The following is a 22,436-nucleotide window of genomic DNA, read 5'->3' on the forward strand; positions in this document are numbered from 1 at the left end:
ATTCACGCTCCGCAGAGCACGACCTTCAGCTTGAGATGCCTACCAGGTGACGCGCAGGCCAAGGTTGCCCTGGATGCTGTGACCCTTGTCGTCGCCAAGCGCGGTCGTATAGCCGCCCGCGGCATAGAGACTGACGTTGGAGGTTACTTTAGCGACGATCCCGCCGCCGATCTCGAGGGACGAGCCCCGGAATCGGGTCGGGATCACATCGACCGCGTCGAACGTGACTTTGTCGGTGCGGCTGAAATTGTGCCAGAGATTGGCGGTGAGATAGGGTTGGATCTGCGAGGAACCGATCAGGAAGCTCGTCTGCAGGCGGGCGCCGATACGGCCGGTGAAGCTGTCGCCATCATCGAAGGAGACTGCGGAAAACCGGTCCCGGGTTCGGTCCAGCGAGAGGTGTTGCCAGATCAGTTGCGCCTGTGGCTCCAGCACGAAGCCTGCGCCGAGAGCCAGCGGATAGCCGCCTTCCACCGAGGCGGTGACGGCCGAGCCGCCGATATCGGCGCGCACCCCACGGTCCGAGCCGCCGCTGCCATCGAGCCAGCTATGCATCACGACCGTGTCCAGATACCAGCCTGACGGGCCGACATGCGTCCAGTAGGCGCCCAGGCTGTTCGAATCGAGGTCGAGCTTGCCAACCTTGCTGCGGAGCTGGCCGAGTGCGAAGCCCCGAATATCGCCCTCGGCGCGGGCAAATCCGTAAAACAGACCGAAGCTGTCGCGATGCCCGCTCGCCCGATCGATGGCAAGGAGATCGAGGCCGGTCTGGAGACCCCAGATACGGCCGTTGAACTCGGGGTCGACGGTGCCGGACCAGCGCTGATCCATGCGCTCGCCGAAGACGCGTCCCCAACCCGCCGAGAAGCTCCCCTGACCGCTAAGCAGGCTCTGCTCGCCCCTGCGCTGATGGAACGTCCCGAGCGTCGCCAGGCCGAGACGGCGTGCCGTGGCCGGAATGGCCGCATAGACAGGCACCTCCGGCCGGTAGAGCGGGATCGGTGCCGAACCGGCGGGCGGCGCCGGCGGCAACGAAGGGCTCCCCGGAGCGGCGACCGGCGGCGTCACATCCGGAGCCACCGGCTCGATCTGGTTGCGCAGATACCAGTTCTGTGTCGAGCCCGCCGTCGCGCCGCCGTGGAACAGGACGTACTCATAAGCGCCGGCCGCAACCGGCCCCGCCAGCGCGAAGGCCCCTGCATTCGTGGTTGCGCCGTTGATGGCATCGACCACCAGGATACCGTTGCCTGTCGTGGTGGCTCCGGGGCCGCCGACATTGGTGATCGCAAGCCGTGACGTGCCGCTCGCGGTACCGCCATCGATCACGAGCCGATCCGAGGGCGATCCATCCGTGCCCAGGAAGGTGTTCAGCGCGACGGTGCCGCTCTGGCCGATATAGTTCGAGACCGTCAGCGTATTGCCGATCCCGCTACCGCCGACCTGTGCCAGGCCGGCATTGGTGAGCGTGCCGCCGATGGTGAAATTGCCCTTGGCGCTCCCGGCGAAAGCCGCCACGGCATCGGCCACCGCGATCCGGCCGTTGTTGCTGACCGATCCCGCCACGCTGCCATAGCCGCCGAGCGTCGCCCCGGATGCGACGGAGACGGCCCCGCCGCCGGAGAGTGCAGCCGCCGGGTTGGCTGCGTTGCCGATGGCCAGGGTTCCGGCGGAGACGGTCGTTGTGCCGGAATAGGGATTGTTTGCCGTCAGCACCGTCGTGCCCGAGCCGGTCTGGGCGAGCGCGCCCGTGCCCGAGACCGTGCCCGCGAACGTGAGGATGTCGGAACGGTTGAAAGCAAGCCTGCCACTATTGCTGACATTGCCGAGAATACTGCCGGTGGCCCCTCCCGCACCGAGCTGAAGCGTGCCCTGGGTGATGGTGGTGCCGCCGGAATAGCTGTTGGACCCGGTCAGTATCGTCGTGCCCGCCCCGGTCTTCTCGACCGCGCCGGTGCCGCTGATCGTCCCGGCATAGGTTGCGACATCCGGCTGCGTGAAACGAACGAGGCCGTTATTCGTCACCGCCGGGGTGATTCCCTGCGCCGGGCCTTCGAGCGTGCCGGCCGGATCGACGATCATCCGGCCGGCATAGGCGGTGTTGTTGCCGATGAGGCGCAGCGTGCCCTGCTGCACTGTCGCCACCTGGATATCGGTCAGCGAACCATCGAGGGTCCACGTTCCCGGCTCGATCTTGTTCAGAATCTCGAAGCCGGTGATCGAGCTCGCGCTGACGGAGGCTGGGCCGTTCCCGGCAAGTACCAGCAGGTCGGTGCCGTCGCCGCCTGTAATGCGCTGCGTCGGAGAAATCGTGCCGGCGCCCAGGTTTCGCAGTGTCACCGTGTCGTTGTCGGTGCCCATATCGATCAGGCCCCCGATCGTGCCGCCGCCCTGCCACAGAAAGGTATCCGCGCCGGTGCTCATCCGGATCTCGCCGCCGATCGCACCGCCGGTCACGGTGACGCTGTCGGTGCCGCCGCTGACGCTGACATTGCCGCCGATCGAGCCGCCCGAGATCGTGATCGTGTCATTGCCGAAGCCGGTCACCAGATTGCCGTTGATCCGGCCGCCGGACATGTCGAAGACGTTGTTGTCGAGCTTCATGTCGACGCGGCCGATGGTGCCGCCGGTCATGATGGCGACGTCGCCGTCCTCGAAGGCGCCGACGATCGTGCCGCCGGACATGAAGAAGGTGTCGCGCTGGTCGCCCTGGGCGAGCGAGCCGATGCTGCCCCCGGTCATGATGAAGCTGTCGATGCCGCTCCCCTGGCTGACCGCGCCGCCGACCGTGCCGGCGTTGATCTCGAAACGGTCGGCGCCAGGGCCGGTCGTGACGCCGCCGGTGATTGTCGCGGTGCTGCCCGCCGGGAATGTGATCAGGCTGGTGCCGATCGTGTTGAGATAGCTCGCGATACTGCCGCCGGCGATGACGACCGTCTTGGTTCCCGCTCCCCCCGTGATGCCGGCGCTGTAGGTGCCGCCGTTGACGGTGAGAAGGTCGTCGCCGGCCTGGAGGTCGACCGGGGCGAGCGTCGGATCGGGCGGGCCCGCATCGCAGACGACGGTATCGTTGCCAGCGGATGTTGCGCCGCATCCTGCTGCGGCCGTGCCCGACAGCATTGCCGTGGCGAGCATCGAGGTGGTTGACAGCCAGGCAAAAGAGCGTGCGCGGTTGAGATTGGGCAATTCCCTGTCCCCTTCGCGTCGCATGCCGGATAACCGATCATCGCGTTCGGTATCCGCACGACTCACCGATTGTTACCAGAGAATATTGGGAGGGTCTTTTTCTCCAGTCCAGCGCCGAATTTTGCGCATACTTAAGCCGAGGTGCAACAATTCAAATCAAAACCACTGGAATAAGTCGCCCCAACTTGACCCATGGTAATATACCGTTGCTCATCGGAGAGCCGGAACAAACTATTGCTTAGCGGCGCCATGGCTAAGCGCGCACGAACCTCAACTCGGATCACGATGTTGGCTCGGCCGGATATGCATGCTGTCTCGCGACGTTCGTCGGATGTCGTTTCCCGGGCCGTGCGGATGCCGAGGCCGGCGATCGGATTGGATGAGGCCCAGCGAGACGCGATCGCCCTGCCAAGCCGCGTGGACGCTATCGGCTCCGGCGCAGCGCCAGTCCTGCGCAGCGAAGACTCGCGCTTGCCAGCCGTCTCGTCTGACGGCAATCTCGGGTTGGTTAAGACATTCGACAGGTGTATGCGGGAGCATCGCCTCGTGCGGCAGTCAGGACATGGGAAGTCCAAGATCATGATCATCGATGGTAGGAATGCCGGTGTCGGCGAGGCGGCTTCGTTCGGGCGCCGGTCGGGGCTTGTCGACCGCCGCTCGTTTCTGGTCGGTTCGGCCGTCAGCCTCGGCGCGCTGGGGCTCGGCGGCTGCGCCGGCGACGGCATGAGCCTCGCCGAAGCGCAGCAGATGTACGGACCCGTACCCGACAAGAAATTCGCGATCCCGGCCGCGGACGTCACCAAGGTCGATCGGAAATACTGGCGCCGCACCGTCCGCTACGAGAGCAAGGAAGAGCCCGGCACCATCATCGTCGATCCGGCCAATTACTACGTCTATCGCATCGAGGGCGACGGAAACGCCACCCGCTACGGCGCCAATGTCGGCCGCGACGGCTTCCGCTGGAACGGCGACGCCTATGTCGGGCGCAAATCCGAATGGGCGACCTGGACGCCCCCGCCGGAAATGATCAAGCGCCAGCCCGAGGCCGCCAAATACGCCCGCGGCATGCCGGGAGGTCTCGACAACCCGCTCGGAGCCCGTACGCTGCATCTCTATCAGAACGGCAAATACACGCTCTACACGATCTATGCCTCGAGCGACGAGGAATCGATCGGCTCCGGCATCACCAGCGGCTGCGTCGGCCTGCTGAGCCAGGACATGATCGATCTCTACGATCAGACGCCGGTGAAGACGAAGGTCGTCGTCCTTCCGGCCTGAGGCCGGAGACCTCTGGCACATCCTGCCGCATTGAAAACCCCGGCCCTCGGCCGGGGTTTTTCATGAGCGGCGGGATCGTCTATCCCTGTCGGCATGACCGAACTCGTCATTCGTCCAGCGGAGCAGGCCGACCTGCCCGCGCTTCTGGATCTCTATCGCCACCTCGTTCCGGACGACGCGCGCTGCCCGGATGACGAGGCGGCGGATATTCTGGGCCGGCTACGGAATTTTGAGGGCAGTGCCGTCCTGATCGGCCTCCTCGGCACCGATCTGGTCGCAAGCTGCACCGTAATCGTCATCCCTAACCTGACCCGGGGCGGCACGCCCTATGCTCTGATCGAGAATGTCGTTACCGACGCCGGCCATCGCAACCGCGGGCTGGGAAAGGCAATCCTGAAGGCTGCTCTCGATCGTGCCTGGGCTGCCGGATGCTACAAGGTGATGCTGATGACGGGCTCGAAGAAGCCGGCCACGCTGGCCTTCTACGAGGCCGCCGGCTTCGAGCAATCCAAGACAGGCTTTCAGGCCAGACGGCTTCCCGTGCGCGCCGAACAGGAAGCAATACCGCCAACGAAAAACCCCGGCCTTGCGGGCCGGGGCTCTCAAAAACGCAACTGAACTCACGCAGCTCTGGCAGCCTTCCGGCCGCCGGCTGAAATCACGCCTTCGAAGCGGCCGGGACGGCCTTCGAGACGATGCCTTCGAACGGCTTGTAGGCGTCCTTGGCGAGAGCGGTGTAGAGCTCGCCCATCTTGGTGAGCTGGGCAACGGCGCCCTCGAACGAGGTCTTGACGAAATCGGCCTGGATCTCGAGGGCCTTGTCGAAGGTCTTCACGCCAGCGAGCTTCTCGAGCGTGGCGGTGCCGGCCTCGAAGGACTTCTTGGCATAGTCGGTGGTCTCGACGGCGATCGTCTGCACGCCCTTCGAGGTGGCGCCGAAAGCCTTCAGGGCGGCGTCGACGTTGTCCTTGGAAGCCTTCTGGATGGTCTCGAACTGCTGGATCATGGGTCGTCTCCTCGGCACTCTGCGGTGCCGCCTCAGGTGATAGGCCGGATCGGCCCGATATGTCGCCCCAAGGTCGTGTGACCGTGATCACCACCGGGGACTGGCTGCATATTGTGCATTGCAGCATGAATGTCAAGAGAACGCTGCAATGCACCAAACGCAGATCGTTCCGTTAGCAACCGTTCAAGTTTTAACGGCTCCGTAACCGCATCCGCCTAACCTCTCCAACTGTGTCCCCTGCGCCACGATGAGCCAGGCGCGGGATCGGCCCATGGTTGCGAGTTCGAGGCGGGTTCATGTTGTCTGGTTGCGTTGGGTTGCGGCGGTCGCGTCTGCGAACCGTTGCGGGTCTGGTCGGTGTCGCCGCCATTGCGGCCACGATCGTGTCCTCTCCTGCGGAGGCGCGCAAGCGCCGTCACGCAGGCGGCGGCTATACCCCTCCTTATGCCGCGATGGTGGTCGACGCGAAGACCGGCCGCACGCTGCATGCGGTCAACGAGGATGCCGCCCGCATTCCGGCCTCGCTGACCAAGGTCATGACGCTCTACATGCTGTTCGAGCAGATGGAGCGCGGCCGCTTCAGCATGGATTCCGAGCTCAAGGTCTCGTCCTATGCGGCCTCGCAGCCGCCGACCAAGCTCGGCCTGCGCGCCGGCTCGACCATCGCGGTCGAGGACGCGATCAAGAGCATGATCACGCTTTCCGCCAACGATTCCTCGGTCGTCGTCGCAGAGAACATCGCCGGTTCCGAAGAGGCTTTCGCCGACCAGATGACGCGCAAGGCCCGCTCGCTCGGCATGGGCTCCACTCGCTTCTACAACCCGCACGGCCTGCCCCATTCCCCGCCGAACATCACGACGGCGCGCGACCTCACGATCCTCGCCCGCGCCATCCAGGAACGCTTCCCGAAATACTACCCGCTCTTCTCGATGCGGGCGTTCCAGTACGGCAGCCGCACCATCCGCGGCCATAACCGTCTGCTCGGCAAGGTCGAGGGCGTCGACGGCATCAAGACCGGCTACACCCGCGCCTCCGGCTTCAACCTGATGACTTCGGCCAGGTCGGAAGGCCGGCACGTCGTCTCGGTCGTGCTCGGCGGGCGGTCCGGCGCCTCGCGCGACAAGATCATGACCGATCTCGTGCTTGCCAGCCTGCCCCGCGCCTCGACCAGCGGCCGCGCCTCGGTGATGGTCGCCGAGGCTCCGGCGCCGGAAGAGCGGCCGCGCTCGCTTCCCATCCAGCAGGCCGCCGCCGAGCCGACGCCGATCCCGGTGCCGCGCCCGCGCCAGCAGGCTGAAGAGCCGCAGGCCCTCCCGGCCGCCGCCCGCGCCTATGCCCCGATGCCGACCACCACGCCGATCGCGCCGCCGCGCCCGATCGCGGTCGCCGGCGGCAGGCCGCTGCAGATATCCGGCATGCGCCCCGTCGCTGCCACGACGACCCCGTCCGCCATGCGCTGGTCGATCGGCGCCCAGCCGGCCGACGCGAAGGTCCTGCGCCCGCCGGCGAATGTCGACGTCACCTCCTCGATCGCCAAGGTGCCCGAGCCGGTCGCCGAGCCGGTCAAGATCGCCGAAGCCAAGGCCGAGGCCCCGGTTGCCCGCAAAGCTGAAGCGGCCCCCGCCAGGATGCAGGCTCCGGAGCCGGCGCCGGTCCTGTCGCACCAGGCCGCCGTCATCGCCTCCGGCAAGTGGGTGATCCAGCTCGGCGCCACCGATGACGAGGGCAAGGCCAAGGAAATCCTGGCTCGTGCCAAGGCAAAGGCCTCGGCCTCGCTCGCCAGTGCCTCGCCCTTCACCGAGAAGGTCGAGAAGGGCGGCTCCACCCTGTTCCGGGCACGTTTCGCCGGCTTCGACGACTCGAAGGATGCGCAGAACGCCTGCAACAAGCTGAAGCGCGGCGGCTTCTCCTGCTTCGCCACGCGCAGCTGAACGAGGACCAGGGAAAGGAGTTCACGAGATGTCGCAGACCCACTCCCAGAGCCCGTCCCTATCGCTGCTTCATAAGGACGTCCTTGGCCTGGTTGACGCGAGCGGCAAGGCCGCTGGTGCCACCGGCATCCGGGTGGATGCGCTTCATCAGGGCCCGGTGGGCTTCGCGGACCGCCTCCTCGCCCGCCCCCGCCTGAAGCCCCAGGATATCGTAGGCCTCCTGCTGCGACATCGCGCCCGCGCCCGGCGCGCCGCCCTGCCCCGCGTCTCCGTCACGCTGAGCGTCTTCACGCCAGCCGGGCGACCGGCGGTCGAGATATGCCTCTAGCAGCCGCGCTCCGTCCGGATCGCGGGTGAGGCAGTCGCGCATCAGCGCGGCGAGATCGTCCGCGCCCAGGCTGTCGAGCACCCGCCCGGCATAGGGGCCGGCCGTGACGCGGCCACTCATCCCGCCGCTGTCGTGGTCGAGCTCCATCTCCAGCAGGGTGGATCTGACCTTCGAGGTCGCGCCCGCCGTCGGGCCGGCTCGATCGGCCCAGGGAAAGCGGATGCCGCCCGGCCCGGTCGCGCTCCAGCCGAGCAGCCAGGCGCCGACACCGCCGAGGAAGATCGCCATGTCCATCCGGCCGCGCAGCATCAGGAGCCCGGCCACGCCGAGCGCAACGACACCACCACCGGTCTTCGCCAGCCGCGCCAGCACCTTGGGATTCGATCCGGCAAAGAGCTTCGCCAGCCACCAGACCAGGATCAGCACGGCAACGCCGTAAAGCAGGCTCACCGGTGGCCTCCATCCATGGCAGCGATCAATCCTTTCACGGCCGTATTCGAGCCGGCGAGGCGCAGCATCGCCTCGCGTCCGCCGGCAGCATAGGCCGCCGCACCGCGCAGGAGATCGAGCAGCGAGCCCGGCGCGTTCACGTCGAAGCGGGCATGGGCGCCGCCGGTCAATCGCGCGATCGTCGCGAAGGCGCCGCTGGCCGCCGGATCATGCCCCTCCTGGAAGACGAAGCCGCGGATCCCGCGCAGGCCGAGCTCTCCCGCAAGCGCTGCCAGCGCATCGACATCCTCCTCCATCGCATCGCCGACATAGACGAAGGCCCGCACCGGCACGGCCTTCGCCTCGTCGCGGACATGGCGCAGCACGCGGGCGATCTGGGTCTGCCCGCCCTCGCAGGCGATACCCCGCATCAGCCCGGTCAGGCGCGCGGGCTCGCCGACCCAGCCGGAGGCGCGGCATTCGCCGATGCCCCTGAAATAGACGAGCTGCACCGCAAGCCCGCCACTTTGGGAGGTGACCTCGAACATCCGCGCCTGCAGCGAGCAGGCGAGGTCCCAGGTCGGCTGGCGGCTCATCGTGGCGTCGAGCGCGAAGACCAGCCGCCCCGCCTGCCCCGTCGCCAAGGGCGCGAGCTGCTTCGCCGCACCGAGGAAACGGTCGATCTCGCCCGGCTGCGAATGCGTCGCCGGCGCGGTCGCTCCCGCCTTGCCGACCACACGGTCCTTCCTCTCGCTCATCGACCCCTTCGATCCGTCTGAATCATCCCCTGGCCCTGATATTGGCCATGGCGGCCGCATTTGCTACCCGTGCGCCGAACGGAGGATGCGCGAGTGACTGGAATCACGATCTTCGAGACGGTTGCCGCGATGCGCGAGGCCGTCGCCGGCTGGCACGCTGCCGGCGAAAAGGTTGCGCTGGTGCCGACCATGGGCGCGCTGCACGAGGGCCATATCGCGCTGGTCACGGAAGGCCAGCGCCATGCGAAGCGCGTCATCGTCACGATCTTCGTCAACCCGACGCAATTCGCCCCGCATGAGGACTTCAAGAAATACCCGCGCACCTTCGACGACGATTGCGCCAAGCTCGTCGCGGCCGGTGCCGATGCGGTCTTCTTTCCCGCCGTCGAGGAAATGTACCCGGCCGGCTTCGCGACCCGCGTCCTGCTTCTGGGCCCCGCTGCCGTCGGACTGGAGGACCGCTTCCGCCCGACGCATTTCGAGGGCGTCGCGACGATCTGCTGCAAGCTCTTCACGCAATCGCGCGCCGACTATGCGATCTTCGGCGAGAAGGACTACCAGCAGCTCAAGGTCGTGACCCGCATGGCTGCTGATCTCGACCTCGGCATCGACGTCATTCCGCTCCCGACGATCCGCGAGGCCGACGGCCTCGCCATGTCCTCGCGCAACCGCTATCTCTCGGAGGAGCACCGGGCATTGGCGCCCCTGCTGCATCAGGTGATGCAGGATCTGGCCGCCCGCCTCCGCAACCGCGACGACCTGCTCAAGGCGGTCACGGAGGCCCAGAACGCGATCATCACCGCCGGCTTCGAGCTCGACTACCTGGAAGCGCGCCATGCCGAGACGCTGGCACCCGTCGCCTCGCTGGCGGATGGGCCGATCCGCCTGATCCTCGCCGCCCGCATCGGCAGCACGCGCCTGCTCGACAATATTCCCGTCTAGCGGCGGCAACGCCACTCTTCGCCGGCTCGCGGAAGCAAGAGAGCCAGTCCCGATTTATCTTGATCATCAAGATAAATCGGGACAGTGTCGGCAAAACCCTTTCAAGTGACCGGCGCAGGACGGAGGCAACGCCCATGGAGCTGCTCATCGGCATGGCGATCCTGGCGGCGGCTATCGGCATCGGCGGCGGGCTTTACGAGTTCGCCGTGCTCGACCCAGCCTGGCCGCACCGCCCTTCCCTCGTACAGCCCCAGCATGGCGGAGTGTCCCGCAAACGCTTCTGGATATCGGCGCATGCCGTGTTCGAGCTTCTGCTGATCGCCGCGCTGGTGGCGGCCTGGCAGGCAGCCGGCATTCGGCAATGGCTTCTGATCGCCCTCGCCATCCATGCAGCGATGCGCATCTGGTCGGCGCTGGACTTCATCCCCAAGGCCCTCGCCTTCGAACGCGCGAGGGCTGACGACGTATCGCTCGAAGCGGCGCGGCGCTGGACCAGACGGAGCCGCCTGCGAATGCCCCTCGATCTCGCGACGCTGGCAGCCCTGCTCATGGCGTTCCGGACAGCGCTCCACGGCACCGGCATCTGACCGCCATGTCGGATCGCGACAAGGACGCGCTCTTGCGGCAGCTCGGTGAGGCCGTCAGGCGCATGGGCGCGCAGAGCGTGCTCAGCGGCGCGGCCATGGCCAGGCATGTCGGGCTGCACCCGACTGATCTGGAGGTGCTCGACCTCGTCTTCCTGCGCGAAACCGTCACGGCCGGCGAGCTCGCGGCCGCCACCGGCCTGACCTCGGGCTCGGTCACGGCGCTCATCGATCGACTGGAACGGCGTGGCTATGTCACCCGTCGCAGGGATGCAGCCGATCGGAGGCGAGTGCTGATCAGCGTCGTGCGGGCAGCGACAGCTCCGATCGAGGCCGCCTATGAGCCGCGCAGGATCGCGATGCAGGCGCTTTGGTCGAGCTTCGACGACCAGACGTTACAGGCCGTCACCGACTTCCTGACACGCAGCACGGAACTGCTCGCCCGCTGCACCCGGGACCTTGCCACGCCGGCTCCAGCCGTATCCGATACAACCGAACCGCGCTGATGCGCGGCCTGCCTGCTACAACAATCCCAGCCCCGCCAGCTCGCGCCGCAGCTCTTCCGGCATCTCGCCGAGATCGCCGCCATGCTCGGAGAGATCGCGCGGCGCGTCTTTCGCCTGCAGATAGCGCCAGCCCTGGAAGGGGCGGAACGGCCGCGGCTCGACCGGCACCACGATCGGCTCCATCACCAGATGGCAGCGGCCGATGCCGTCCGCGTCGGTGAAGGGGCGGATATCCATCAGGCGCTGGCGGGCCGAGATCTGGCCCTTGATCACCCAGTAGAGCGAGCCGCCGCTGAGAATCTCCTCGATCTTCTTCGGCACCATCCGCGTGGTGTGCAATTGCTCGGCCGGCTCGCCGCGGGCACGGCGCTGCGCCTGGCGTTCAGCGATCCATTCCTCAAGATCAACGATCGATTCGGCGCCGACGCAGAGCTTGAGCAGATGAAGGGACATGATCTCAAAATAGGCCTGCGCCGGTCGCCAGGCCAGTCTCTGCTACGCTTCTCCACAGCCCGGCTCAGGCCCGATGGGCCAGCACGTTGACGAGCCGCCCGAACGGGTCGCGCAGGAAGAAGCGCGGACACCCCAGGGCTCGTCGACCGGACCATATGTGATCGCATGACCGGCGGCACGCGCTCGATCGAGCACCGCATCGAGATCGTCGACCTCGATGGAGAGATCGGGCACCGGCGCGCCCGAGCCGCCTTCGCTGGCGAAGCTCAATTGCGGCGCGCCCGATACGGCTTCAGCCGCATAGGTCTGAATCCAGCCATGATCCATGGCGAGGGTGAGGCCGAAGAGATCGCCATAGAACGCTTGCGCCAGCCCTGGCTCCGCGGTTGCGATATTCGCGACGATTCGCTTCACGATCATTCCGACCTCCCGAACCAGACACGGACGCTTCCCATACGCGGACTAGCAGGCAAGGCCATCCTCGTCACCGGCTCGTCGACCGGCATCGGCTTTGCGATGGCCGAACGTCTCGTCGCTGAGGGCGCCAGGGTGTTGATCCACGGCCGCGACGCCGCCGAAGTCGATGCCGCCGTCGCCAAGCTCGGCGCCGCGGCCGCCGGCGCGACCGGCGATCTCGCGGAGCCCGCGACCGCGCAAGCCATTGTCGATGCGACGATCGCAGCCTTCGGCCGCATCGACGGGCTCGTCAACAATGCCGGCATCTATCCGCGCGGCATTCTCACCGAGACCACCGCCACCTTCTTCGACCATATTTTCGCGATCAACACCCGCGCGCCGCTGCTCTGCGCGGAGGCCGCGATCCGCGCTTTCCGCGCCCAGAAATCGCCCGGCGCCATCGTCACGGTCGGCTCGATCAACGCCTATTGCGGCCTCTCGAACCTCACGGTCTATTCGATGTCGAAGGGCGCGCTGATGACGATGACGCGCAATCTCGCCAATACGCTCGGCCCCGAACGCATCCGCGCCAACCAGCTCAATGTCGGCTGGACCTGGACCGCCAACGAGGACGCCACCCAGCAGCGCGAGGGTCGCAAGCCCGGCTGGCAGAACCATCTGCCGCTGCGCGACGCCCCGACAGGCCGGATCATGCAGCCGGAGGAGATCGCCGCCCACACCGCCTTCTGGCTCTCCGAGGATAGCGCGCCAGTCTCCGGCCAGATCTACGAGGCCGAGCAGTTCCCGGTGATCGGCCGCGGATGAGCGACCTCTCCGCGAAGGTTTTCGAACCCTGGCTGATCCGCTGGGGTCTCGTTCCGGACGGCGAGCCGATCAGGACCCATGCCAGCCACCTGCTGCCCGTCCTGCAAGGCAGCGCGCCCGCCATGCTGAAGCTGCCCGAGGCCGAGGACGAGCGGCGCGGCTACCTGCCGCTGGAATACTGGAACGGCGACGGCGCCGCCCGCCTGCTCGCCCGCAGCGAGAACGGCGAGGCCATGCTGATCGAGCGCGCCACCGGCAGGCGCTCGCTCGCCGCCATGGCCCGCAGCGGCGCCACGGGAGACGACGACGCCACCGTCATCCTTTGCGAGGCCATTGCGGCTCTTCAGAAATCGCGCGGCCCGGCGCCAGCCGGACTGATCGCGCTCGACACCTGGTTCAGGGGCCTGTTTCCGGCGGCGGCGAAGCACGGCGGCATGCTCGCCCGCGCTGCGGCGGAGGCGAGCATGCTCCTGCCCGCCCAGCAGGAGATCCTGCCGCTCCATGCCGACCTGCATCACGACAACGTCCTCGATTTCGAGAATCGCGGCTGGCTCGCCATCGATCCGAAAGCGGTGATCGGCGACCGCGCCTTCGAATACACGATCCTGTTCTGCGACCCCGACCTCGCCGATCCCGAGCCGCCGGTTGCCGTCGCGGCGGGTGCCTTCGAGCGTCGGCTGGAGATCGTGCTGGCGAAGTCGGGGCTGGAGCGTCAGCGCCTGCTGCGCTGGATCATCGCCTGGTGCGGGTTGTCGGCAAGCTGGTTCCTCGAGGACGAGGACCCGCTGGCGGAGATCAATCTCGCCGTCGCGGAGCGGGCGATCGTGGCTTTGGATGCACGCCAGTGAAACGCCGTTGCGGCGTCATTCTCGGGCGAAGCGGAGCGTAGACCCGAGAATCTCATGACGAGAAGGCACTGGTTTCCGTCATGCTCGGGTCAAGCCCGAGCATGACGGCCCTACCTGAATCAAAACCTCAGCAATCGCCAGCAAGCGATTCCGCCGACTCAGCTATTCCCCCAGCACGACCACCTTCGCGCCCTCGGCCACCTGCGCGCCGGGCTCGCCCACGACCTCGCTGACAATGCCGTCGCGCGGGGCGGTCAGCACATGCTCCATCTTCATCGCCTCGACGATGGCGAGGCGCTGGCCCTTGGTCACCGCCTCGCCCGGCGCCACGAAGAGCGCGACGAGCTTGCCGTGCATCGGCGCCTTGACCACACCGCCCGAGCCCGCTGCCGCGTCGAGATCGACACTGAACGGATCGAACAGCGAGACCGCCGTCTGCCGGCCGCGATGCAGCGCGAACCAGGTGCCGCCCTCGCCTTCGGCCAGCGCGATCTCGTGCTCGCCTTCGCCGATCTCGTGACCGGGCAGGCTGACGCGCGCATCGTCGCCATGCCATTCGATCCGCGCTTCGATGCGCTCGCCATCGACCGTCAGCGGCAGGCCGAGCGGCTGGCGCGGCATCAGCGAGAAGGCGTCGGGATCGAGCCAGGGCGAGCGCGCTTCGCCCTCCGCCCGGCCGGCCGCCGCGATCATGCCCGCTGCCTGCCGCTCCTCCTCGAGCTGCAAGGCCGCAGCCGCCACCGCAGCGGCATCGAGCGGCTGTGGCTCCGCGCCGAGCGCACTGATATTGCGGTCTATGAAGCCGGTATCGAACGGCCCCTTCCGGAAGCCCTCCGCCTCGGTCAGCTTCTTGAGGAACGCGAGATTGGTGCGCGGGCCGGCGACCACCGTCTCGCCCAAAGCCGCACCCAGCCGGTCGAGCGCCTCGTCCCTGGTAGACCCGTGGGCGATGACCTTGGCGATCATCGGGTCGTAGAACGGCGTCACGGTATCGCCGGCCTCGACGCCGGTATCGATTCGGATGCCCTCGCCCTCCGGGAATTGCAGCGCCCAGAGCTTGCCGGTCGAAGGCAGGAAGCCTTTCTCCGGGTCCTCGGCATAGAGCCGCGCCTCAACGGCATGCCCCGTGGCCGAGACATCGGCCTGAGTAAAGCTAAGCGGCTCGCCCGCCGCGACCTTCAACTGCAATTCGACGAGATCGAGCCCGGTGATCGCCTCCGTCACCGGATGCTCGACCTGGAGACGCGTGTTCATCTCCATGAACCAGAAGCCGTCGGCCTTCAGACCGTCGCGCCCGTCGGCAATGAACTCGACCGTGCCGGCCCCGACATAGCCGACCGCCTTGGCGGCTTCCGTCGCGGCCTTGCCCATCGCGGCACGGACCTCGGCGCTCATGCCTGGCGCGGGAGCCTCCTCGATCACCTTCTGGTGGCGGCGCTGCAACGAGCAGTCGCGCTCGTAGAGATGGACGACATTGCCATGGCTGTCGCCGAAGACCTGGATTTCGACATGGCGCGGCGAAAGCACGTATTTCTCGACCAGCACGCGGGCATCGCCGAAGGCGTTCTTGCCCTCGCGCTGAGCGCTGGTCAGCGCATCGTCGAAATCCTCGGGCCGGTCGACCTTCTTCATGCCCTTGCCGCCGCCGCCGGCGACCGCCTTGATCAGCACGGGGTAGCCGATGCGCCGCGCTTCCGAGCGGAGGAAATCGGCGCCCTGCTCGGCGCCGTGATAGCCCGGCACCACCGGCACATCGGCCTTCTCGACCAGCGCCTTGGCGGCGTCCTTCAGGCCCATGGCCCGGATGGCCGAGGCGGGTGGGCCGACGAAGACGATGCCCGCTGCCGCGCAGGCATCGGCGAATTCCGCATTCTCGGAGAGGAAACCATAGCCCGGATGGATGCAGGCAGCGCCCGCTTCCTTCGCCACGGCGAGAATCTTGTCGGCGTCGAGATAGCTCTCACGGGCGGGGGCCGGGCCGATACGATAGGCCTCGTCCGCCATCTCGACGAACAGCGCCTCGGCATCGGCGTCCGAATAGACGGCGATGGTGCGCAGGCCCAGCCGCTTCGCCGTGCGGATCACCCGGCAGGCGATCTCGCCGCGATTGGCGATCAGGATGGAGGGCAGCTTGGCGGCGATCGTCATGGCGGCGGCATCCTCAGGAGACGTGCCGCCTTTATAGCCCGCCCGTGGCGTCTGTCTGCGCCTTGTTGCGCAAACCGGTTTGGGACGCTTCCGTTTCCGCGCTCCGCCGCAGCGAGCGCCAGATCGCCCATGTCGCCTGGAAGCAGATGCCGGCGACGACGAGGTCGAACAGGTATTCCGGCCAGCGCATCGGAGCGACACGCGCGGCGAGCCCGACCAGCGCGAACCCGGTCGTCGAGATCGTGTCGTTGCGGCTCGACAGCCATGTCGCCTTGATGACCGGGTTCTCCTCACGCCGGAAGCGCCAGAGCGCCGCGACCACGAGGAAGGCGATGACGATGGCGCTCGCCGCCGCGAATCCGAGCGTCCAGATCTCGATCGGCCGCGGCCGGGCGATCTTGTCCCAGAGATCGTAGAGCGTGTGCAGCCCGGCGACCGCCATGACCGCACCGATCGCGACGGCCGCGAGCCGCTCGATCCGCGCATCACGGCCGAAGACGATCGCGGCGATGCCATAGAGCGCGACGTCATAGACCCAGTCGACGCCGTCCTTGAAGAGCTGGGCATTGCCGATGGCGAGCGCCCAGACGACGGTCGCCACCGCCTGGATCAGGATGCCGAGCGCAATGGCCCAGATCGTCAGCGTATAGGCGCGGGCGACGGCGGGACTCGATGTCGAGCCTTCTCCGCCCCCGTCATGGTCGGGCTTGTCTTGACCATCCACGTCTTGCGCCGCTGCGGCCACCCTCACCCCTGTCATCCCGGACAAGCCGCGTCAGCGGCGCCGATCCGGGATCCATGCTGAGCCGTTCCGGAATGGATCCCGGGTCTACGCTGCGCTCCGCCCGGGATGACGGCAAGGGGAAGGCTAACGAAGGGCGTGCTCCTCACCCGCGCCCGACGAGCGGAGCCTTGGTCGCCATCACCGTGACGAACAGCACGTTCGCTTCGAGCGGCAGGCCAGCCATGTGCAGCACGGTCGTCGCGACATGGTCGACATCCATCACCGGCTCGACCTTCACCGAGCCGTCCGCCTGCGGCACGCCCGTGGTCATCTTCTTCGCCATCTCGGTCAGCGCATTGCCGATATCGACCTGCCCGACGGCGATGTCGTATTTGCGCCCGTCGAGCGCGGCCGTCTTGGTCAGGCCCGAGATCGCATGCTTCGTCGCGGTATAGGCGACGGAGTTCGGCCGCGGCGCATGGGCCGAGATCGAGCCATTATTGATGATGCGCCCGCCGCGCGGTTCCTGATCCTTCATCGCCCTGAAGGCGGCCTGGGTGCAGAGGAACGGCCCGGTCAGGTTGGTGTCGACGACCTTCTGCCAGTCCTCAAGCGAAAGGTCCTCCAGCAGCACGCCGCCCGGCGCATTGACGCCGGCATTGTTGAAGAGAACGTCGACACGGCCGAACGCGGCCTTGGTCTTGGCGAACAGGTTCTCGACCGAGGCCTTGTCGGTGACATCGGTCGGCACCGCGAGCGCGCGGCCCTTGTCGGCGCCGGAGAGCGCGATCGTCTCCTCCAGCGCATCGGCGCGGCGACCGGCCAGCACGGTGCGGTAGCCGTCCTTCAGGAAGGCGATGGCGACCGAGCGCCCCACGCCCGAGCCGGCGCCGGTGATGATCGCGACCTTGTTATGCCCAGACATGCGTTTCCTCGTGTTTCCCTAGGCCTAAATCGTTTGAGATGGCATCCGACCATAACGGGCGAAATCGCCCAGGGGAACCATGAGGCGGCGGTCGTTTCATGCGCTTTCCGCCCGCCGGCCCTGCCTTATCGGTGTAGTCCGGAGGGCGACGCGATGACCAGCCTGAACCGTCGCCTTGGCTTGCGGCCAGCGACATGGACGGAGCGAGGCGGGTCAGGCGTTCAATCCGGCTCGGGCACTTTCAGGATGACCGCCTGATCGGGGCCGATCGCGCGGCCGTCTTCAGTGCGGACATCGAGCCGCACCGACAGGCCGGTCTCGCGCTCGACGAGTCGCGAGCGCTCCTCCTCCGGCGCGAAAAGATGGCGCTCGCCGAATTGTCGCAGCGCGACCATCACAGGGAAGAGGTCCTTGCCCACGGTCGTCAGGCGATATTCCAGGCGCGCATTGCCGTCGCCAATGGGAACGGCTTCGAGAATGCCGCTCTGGACGAGCGTCTTGAGCCGATCCGTCAGGATGTTCTTGGCGATCCCGAGACTCTTCTGGAATTCGCCGAAGCGGGTCATTCCGTCGAAAGCATCGCGGACGATCAAGAGCGACCACCAGTCCCCGATCACGTCGAGAGACCGCGCGCTCGGACAATAATCCCCCTTGAGGCTCTTGCGGGCGACCATCAGCGCAGCCTTTCCCCGCTTCGTGCCGGCAGCGGCATTTTCGGTTGCATGATAAAACCAATATCGTTACAGATCGTGTCGGTTTCATTATAAAACCAAACCACCCGGAGTCTGCAATGAAATTGGATCAGGACGCGGCGCCATCGGCGCCCGCGAAGGAGGACGCATGTCCGCAAAAGCCGGCCGCTATGGCCTCGCCGGCAGGGACCGCCCCGCCCGCTCCCTTGAATGGCCGGACCATCCTGCTCTTCGCCGTCGCCAGCGGACTGGCGGTGGCGAATGCCTATTTCGCCCATCCCCTGCTCGACGTGATGGCCGACGATCTCGGCCTGTCGCGGACCATAGCCGGGCTGATCGTCGGCGCAACACAACTCGGCTACGGCCTCGGCCTGTTCCTCCTCGTCCCGCTGGGCGATCTGCTCGATCGCCGCAAGCTCATCCTCGGGCAGTCCCTGCTCTCCGTGCTTGCGCTCGCCAGCGTCGGCGTTTCGCAATCGGCCGCGATGCTGCTCGGCGCGATGGCTGCTGTCGGACTTCTGGCCGTGGTGACACAGGCGCTCGTCGCCTATGCCGCAAGCCTGGCGCACCCGTCCGCGCGAGGTCATGTCGTCGGCATCGTCACGAGCGGAATCGTCGTCGGCATCCTGCTGGCGCGGACCATCGCAGGCGCCCTGACCGACCTATCCGGCTGGCGAACCGTGTATTTCGCTTCCGCGGTGCTGACGCTGGCGATCACGATCCTGCTCTGGCGCATGCTGCCGCGACAGGAGCGCGTTACCGGCAGTCTCTCCTATGGCCGCCTCATCGCCTCGCTGGTCACGCTGATCGTCGAGGAGCCCGTCCTGCGCATTCGCGGGATCATCGCCATGCTGATCTTCGCGAACATCACGACGCTGCTCGCTCCGCTCGTCCTGCCGCTGAGCGCCCCGCCCTTCTCCCTTTCGCATACGCAGATCGGCCTGTTCGGACTGGCCGGCGTCGCTGGCGCGCTGGGCGCCACCCGCGCCGGACGATGGACCGACCGTGGTCATGGCCAGCGGACCACGGGAATCGCATTGGGATTGATGCTGCTGTCCTGGCTGCTGATCGCCCAGTTGCACAACTCGATCCTGTGGCTGATCGCCGGGGTGCTGATCATCGATTTCGGGCTTCAGGCCGTCCATGTCACCAATCAGGCGATGATCTACCGGGTCCGGCCCGAGGCGCAGAACCGCCTGACGGCAGCCTACATGGTCTTCTATTCCATCGGGAGCGCCGCCGGCTCGTCGGTCTCGACCGTCGTCTACGCTCATGCGGGCTGGACCAGAGTCTGCGTGCTGGGCGCCGCGATCAGCCTGGCCACGCTGCTGTTCTGGATCGCGACGCGAAGGGCGACGCCAGCCGCGGCCACGATGCCACTGCACATTTGAGAGCCGACGGGGTCATCGGGAAGCGGCACGTATCCGATATCGACAGGCACAGCCGATGATGCCCTGATAGCGCCGAACGCCACAGAGGATGCTCGCCTTGCTTCGCCCCCTGCTGATCCTGCTCGCCTTGTTCGCAGCCGTCCCGGTGCTCCGCGCCGAGGAGCCTGCCGTCGCGCTCACCGGCATCGGCTCCGGGCCGATCCAGCTGACACCGCAATCGCTCGCGGCCCTGCCCGTCGCCGAACGCGAGGTGGCTTTCGAGACATCGAAAGGGCCGGCGACGCGACGCTACAAGGGCGTGCTGCTCTGGGACGTCCTGCAGGCCAACAAGGCACTCGATGGCCTCAAGCCGGCAGAGCAATTGAAGAAGACCTTCCTCGTCAGCGCCAGGGACGGTTACCAGATCGCCTTCTCGGTCGGCGAGATCCATCCCGATTTCGGCAACCTGCCCCTGCTTCTCGTCTCGGCGGTGGACGGCAAGGCGCTCGACGGCGGCTGGCGCCTCGTGGCACCCGGCGACAAGCGCGGAGCGCGAGCCGTTTACGAGGTCGTGAAGATCGAATTGCGCTGAGAGCGGACGCGCGGGGGGCGTTTCAAACCGCGCGCCTGTCGGGGCGGCAGCGCCTGCAATGTCTCTGTCATGACGATCTGCTAACGGACTGCGACCCCGTTTTCAGATCATACTGAACAAGATGTTAGCAGCGTATGACGGCGGTTAACGCCATTGTGGACTTGGCGCATCGATAGCTTGGAATGAAAAAGGACAGATGTTATCCCCACAGTCGAATATGCGTATGCCTAGGGATTGGTGCATTCCATGAAAAGCGCCGTCGTTGTCGTTGCAAGCGTATTTGTTCTGGAGCTTTTCGCTCTGCGGCCCGCTTATGCCGGCTTTCTTGACTTTCTGCTTGGCCCTCCGCCTCGCACCGAAACGCCCTATGTCTCGACGCCGCTGGAGATGACGATCCGCGCCAAGCGGCGATCGGCCAAGGCGCCGAAGAAGGTGCAGGTCGAGCGACCGCCCGTCCTGGTCACGCCGATGGACCCGGTGAAGGACCCCAACTGGTTCTTGAGCGACCCGACCCTTCGCAAGGGAGATGTCGTGGTTCTGCCGGGCAAGATCGTCGTCTTCAACGGCAACAGGGGCGAGCGACGCCGGTCCGACTTCGAGGACCTTCTGAGAACGCGCCTCGTCTCGCTGAAGGAGCGCAGCCGTATCCGGGCGTTCACCGACTATTTCAACGGTGCGGTCAGGGCATTCAAGGCCGGAGCGGCGACGGCTCTGCAGGTCGAGCGTCCCGCCCCACAGACCGCGCCGGGCGAAGTTCGCATCGTTTCGACTGTGAAGAACTAGGCGACAAGGCGCGGGTTACACCTGCCTCATCCGAGCCCTATTACATCCGGAACACGCCGAACTTGGTCTCGGGCACCTCGGCGTTCAGCGTCGCGGAGAAGGCCAGCGCCAGCACGCGCCGCGTCTCCGAGGGCAGGATGATGCCGTCGTCCCAGAGCCGCGCCGTCGCGAAATAGGGCGAGCCTTCCTCTTCATAGCGATTGCGGATCGGCGCCTTGAATGCCTCCTCCTCGGCAGGAGGCCAGCTCTTGCCCTCGGCCTCGATATTGTCGCGGCGCACGGTCGCGAGCACGCTCGCGGCCTGCTCGCCGCCCATCACCGAGATCCGCGAATTCGGCCAGGTGAACAGGAAGCGCGGCGAATAGGCCCGGCCGCACATGCCGTAATTGCCGGCGCCGAAGGAGCCGCCGACCAGCACCGTGATCTTCGGCACCCGCGCCGAAGCCACCGCCGTGACCAGCTTGGCGCCGTCCTTGGCGATGCCGCGCGTCTCGACATCGCGGCCGACCATGAAGCCGGTGATGTTCTGCAGGAAGAGCAGCGGGATGCGCCGCTGGCAGCACAATTCGATGAAATGCGCGCCCTTGACCGCGCTTTCCGAGAACAGGATGCCATTATTGGCGATGATGCCGACCGGGATGCCGTGGATGCGGGCGAAGCCGGTGACCAAGGTCGTGCCGTAGAGCTTCTTGAACTCGTCGAATTCCGAGCCGTCGACCAGCCGCGCGATCACCTCGCGGATGTCGTATTGCTTCTTGAGGTCGGTCGGTACGACGGCTTCGAGCTCGGCCGGGTCGTAGAGCGGCTCGACCGGCTCGGCGATGTCGAGATCCGGACGCTTCACGCTGTTGAGATTGCCGGCGATGCGCCGGGCGATCGCGAGCGCATGGGTATCGTCGCCGGCATAATGGTCGGCGACGCCGGAGAGGCGCGCATGGACATCGGCGCCGCCGAGATCCTCGGCCGAGACGACCTCGCCGGTCGCAGCCTTCACCAGCGGCGGACCGCCGAGGAAGATCGTGCCCTGCTTCCGGACGATCACCGTCTCGTCCGACATCGCCGGCACATAGGCGCCGCCAGCGGTGCAGGAGCCCATCACCACCGCGACCTGCGGGATGCCCTCGGCCGAGAGCGTCGCCTGGTTGTAGAAGATGCGGCCGAAATGCTCGCGGTCGGGGAAGACGTCGGTCTGGTGAGGCAGGTTCGCGCCGCCGGAATCGACGAGATAGATGCAGGGCAAGCGATTCTCGCGCGCGATCTCCTGCGCCCGCAGATGCTTCTTCACCGTCATCGGGTAATAGGTGCCGCCTTTGATCGTCGCATCGTTGCAGACGATCATGCATTCGCGGCCGGCGACGCGGCCGATGCCGGCGATCATGCCCGCGGCATGGACATCGCCCTCATACATGCCGAAAGCGGCGAGCGAGCCGATCTCGAGGAAGGCCGAGCCCGGATCGGTCAGGCGCAGCACGCGCTCGCGGGGCAACAGCTTGCCGCGCGCCGTATGGCGCTCGCGGGACTTGGCATTGCCGCCGAGCGCGGCGGTAGCGCGATGCTGCTGGAGCTCGTCGCGCAATCCAGCCCAGGCTTCGGCATTGGCGCGCGTCTCGGCCGAATTCAGATCGACCTTGCTCTCGATGACAGGCACGGGCGCGCTCCTCGGTAACAATCTCTGCCGAGGTTATGGCGCGCCGCGTCGAAAACGCCAACCGGCGCGGACACACGGACGCGGCCG

21 protein-coding genes and 1 pseudogene are annotated in these 22,436 nt (G+C 66.8%); 11 read left to right on the forward strand and 11 right to left on the reverse strand.

All coding sequences use genetic code 11. From position 1 onward, the window contains the following. Positions 1–39 precede the first annotated feature (39 nt). Positions 40–3,207, reverse strand: a complete 3,168-nt coding sequence (locus tag FHT98_RS01215; RefSeq protein ID WP_142111911.1) for an autotransporter outer membrane beta-barrel domain-containing protein — start codon at positions 3,205–3,207, stop codon at positions 40–42. A 555-nt stretch (positions 3,208–3,762) separates the two neighbouring features. Between FHT98_RS01215 and FHT98_RS01220 the strand changes: the two genes are divergently transcribed. Both FHT98_RS01220 and FHT98_RS01225 read left to right on the forward strand, forming a co-directional pair. Next, positions 3,763–4,461, forward strand: coding sequence for a L,D-transpeptidase (locus tag FHT98_RS01220; RefSeq protein WP_091861175.1), 699 nt, complete (start codon positions 3,763–3,765; stop codon positions 4,459–4,461). Positions 4,462–4,554: 93 nt separating this feature from the next. Then, positions 4,555–5,079, forward strand: coding sequence for a GNAT family N-acetyltransferase (locus FHT98_RS01225; protein ID WP_113585073.1), 525 nt, complete (start codon positions 4,555–4,557; stop codon positions 5,077–5,079). A gap of 40 nt (positions 5,080–5,119) precedes the next feature. On the opposite strand, the gene FHT98_RS01230 is transcribed toward FHT98_RS01225, so the two are convergent. Next, positions 5,120–5,467: a phasin family protein gene (locus tag FHT98_RS01230; protein ID WP_061967455.1), complete on the reverse strand. Its 348-nt coding sequence runs from the start codon at positions 5,465–5,467 to the stop codon at positions 5,120–5,122. Between the two features lie 296 nt (positions 5,468–5,763). Between FHT98_RS01230 and FHT98_RS01235 the strand changes: the two genes are divergently transcribed. Continuing rightward, entirely contained in the window at positions 5,764–7,398 is a 1,635-nt protein-coding gene (locus FHT98_RS01235) for a D-alanyl-D-alanine carboxypeptidase (RefSeq protein ID WP_142111913.1), read from the forward strand. A 58-nt stretch (positions 7,399–7,456) separates the two neighbouring features. On the opposite strand, the gene FHT98_RS01240 is transcribed toward FHT98_RS01235, so the two are convergent. Together FHT98_RS01240 and FHT98_RS01245 are read right to left on the reverse strand one after the other, a co-directional pair. Continuing rightward, positions 7,457–8,176: a J domain-containing protein gene (locus FHT98_RS01240; RefSeq protein WP_142111915.1), complete on the reverse strand. Its 720-nt coding sequence runs from the start codon at positions 8,174–8,176 to the stop codon at positions 7,457–7,459. Further along, positions 8,173–8,913: a VWA domain-containing protein gene (locus tag FHT98_RS01245; protein WP_248309122.1), complete on the reverse strand. Its 741-nt coding sequence runs from the start codon at positions 8,911–8,913 to the stop codon at positions 8,173–8,175. The genes FHT98_RS01240 and FHT98_RS01245 overlap by 4 nt, the downstream gene beginning before the upstream one ends. A gap of 93 nt (positions 8,914–9,006) precedes the next feature. On the opposite strand from FHT98_RS01245, the gene panC reads away from it, so the two are divergent. The 3 genes from panC to FHT98_RS01260 all read left to right on the forward strand — a co-directional run bounded on the left by panC (position 9,007) and on the right by FHT98_RS01260 (position 10,945). Further along, positions 9,007–9,855, forward strand: a complete 849-nt coding sequence (gene panC, locus FHT98_RS01250; protein ID WP_465246900.1) for a pantoate--beta-alanine ligase — start codon at positions 9,007–9,009, stop codon at positions 9,853–9,855. 134 nt (positions 9,856–9,989) lie between these two features. Beyond that, positions 9,990–10,442, forward strand: coding sequence for a hypothetical protein (locus FHT98_RS01255; protein ID WP_142111917.1), 453 nt, complete (start codon positions 9,990–9,992; stop codon positions 10,440–10,442). Positions 10,443–10,447: 5 nt separating this feature from the next. Further along, positions 10,448–10,945, forward strand: a complete 498-nt coding sequence (locus tag FHT98_RS01260; protein WP_142111919.1) for a MarR family winged helix-turn-helix transcriptional regulator — start codon at positions 10,448–10,450, stop codon at positions 10,943–10,945. Positions 10,946–10,960: 15 nt separating this feature from the next. Here the strand turns inward: FHT98_RS01260 and FHT98_RS01265 are convergent, their stop codons facing one another. Together FHT98_RS01265 and FHT98_RS01270 are read right to left on the reverse strand one after the other, a co-directional pair. Then, complete coding sequence (locus tag FHT98_RS01265) at positions 10,961–11,398, reverse strand: DUF1489 family protein (RefSeq protein WP_061967442.1); 438 nt, start codon at positions 11,396–11,398, stop codon at positions 10,961–10,963. 64 nt (positions 11,399–11,462) lie between these two features. After that, positions 11,463–11,818, reverse strand: a pseudogene (locus FHT98_RS01270) (VOC family protein). Here FHT98_RS01270 and FHT98_RS01275 point away from each other — a divergent pair. Further along, the gene (locus tag FHT98_RS01275) at positions 11,717–12,619 is read left to right on the forward strand and encodes an SDR family oxidoreductase (protein ID WP_142111921.1); all 903 of its coding nucleotides are present in this window, start codon (positions 11,717–11,719) and stop codon (positions 12,617–12,619) included. The pseudogene FHT98_RS01270 and the gene FHT98_RS01275 sit on opposite strands and share 102 nt — an antisense overlap. Further along, positions 12,616–13,467 (forward strand): aminoglycoside phosphotransferase family protein, encoded by an 852-nt coding sequence (locus tag FHT98_RS01280; RefSeq protein ID WP_142111923.1) that lies wholly within the window; start codon positions 12,616–12,618, stop codon positions 13,465–13,467. Before FHT98_RS01275 ends, FHT98_RS01280 begins: the two co-directional genes overlap by 4 nt. A gap of 162 nt (positions 13,468–13,629) precedes the next feature. Here the strand turns inward: FHT98_RS01280 and FHT98_RS01285 are convergent, their stop codons facing one another. From FHT98_RS01285 to FHT98_RS01300, 4 genes are all read right to left on the reverse strand, one after another. Continuing rightward, the gene (locus tag FHT98_RS01285; protein WP_142111925.1) at positions 13,630–15,615 is read right to left on the reverse strand and encodes an acetyl/propionyl/methylcrotonyl-CoA carboxylase subunit alpha; all 1,986 of its coding nucleotides are present in this window, start codon (positions 15,613–15,615) and stop codon (positions 13,630–13,632) included. Positions 15,616–15,646: 31 nt separating this feature from the next. After that, the gene (locus FHT98_RS01290) at positions 15,647–16,339 is read right to left on the reverse strand and encodes a cation efflux transmembrane domain-containing protein (RefSeq protein WP_248309123.1); all 693 of its coding nucleotides are present in this window, start codon (positions 16,337–16,339) and stop codon (positions 15,647–15,649) included. 163 nt (positions 16,340–16,502) lie between these two features. Continuing rightward, complete coding sequence (locus FHT98_RS01295; RefSeq protein ID WP_142111927.1) at positions 16,503–17,264, reverse strand: SDR family oxidoreductase; 762 nt, start codon at positions 17,262–17,264, stop codon at positions 16,503–16,505. Between the two features lie 221 nt (positions 17,265–17,485). After that, positions 17,486–17,938, reverse strand: coding sequence for a winged helix-turn-helix transcriptional regulator (locus tag FHT98_RS01300; RefSeq protein ID WP_091861210.1), 453 nt, complete (start codon positions 17,936–17,938; stop codon positions 17,486–17,488). Positions 17,939–18,126: 188 nt separating this feature from the next. Here FHT98_RS01300 and FHT98_RS01305 point away from each other — a divergent pair, with 188 nt between their 5' ends. From FHT98_RS01305 to FHT98_RS01315, 3 genes are all read left to right on the forward strand, one after another. Continuing rightward, the gene (locus FHT98_RS01305) at positions 18,127–19,347 is read left to right on the forward strand and encodes an MFS transporter (RefSeq protein WP_248309311.1); all 1,221 of its coding nucleotides are present in this window, start codon (positions 18,127–18,129) and stop codon (positions 19,345–19,347) included. 97 nt (positions 19,348–19,444) lie between these two features. Beyond that, a complete protein-coding gene (locus tag FHT98_RS01310; protein ID WP_142111929.1) occupies positions 19,445–19,918 on the forward strand; it encodes a hypothetical protein in 474 nt (157 codons plus the stop codon). Between the two features lie 246 nt (positions 19,919–20,164). Beyond that, a complete protein-coding gene (locus FHT98_RS01315) occupies positions 20,165–20,701 on the forward strand; it encodes a hypothetical protein (protein WP_142111930.1) in 537 nt (178 codons plus the stop codon). A 40-nt stretch (positions 20,702–20,741) separates the two neighbouring features. Here FHT98_RS01315 and FHT98_RS01320 read toward each other — a convergent pair whose 3' ends face one another. Then, positions 20,742–22,349: a carboxyl transferase domain-containing protein gene (locus FHT98_RS01320; protein WP_142111931.1), complete on the reverse strand. Its 1,608-nt coding sequence runs from the start codon at positions 22,347–22,349 to the stop codon at positions 20,742–20,744. Positions 22,350–22,436: the final 87 nt, after the last annotated feature.

The sequence above is a fragment of the Allobosea sp. AK1 genome, assembly GCF_006714945.1.
Lineage (GTDB): Bacteria > Pseudomonadota > Alphaproteobacteria > Rhizobiales > Beijerinckiaceae > Allobosea > Allobosea robiniae.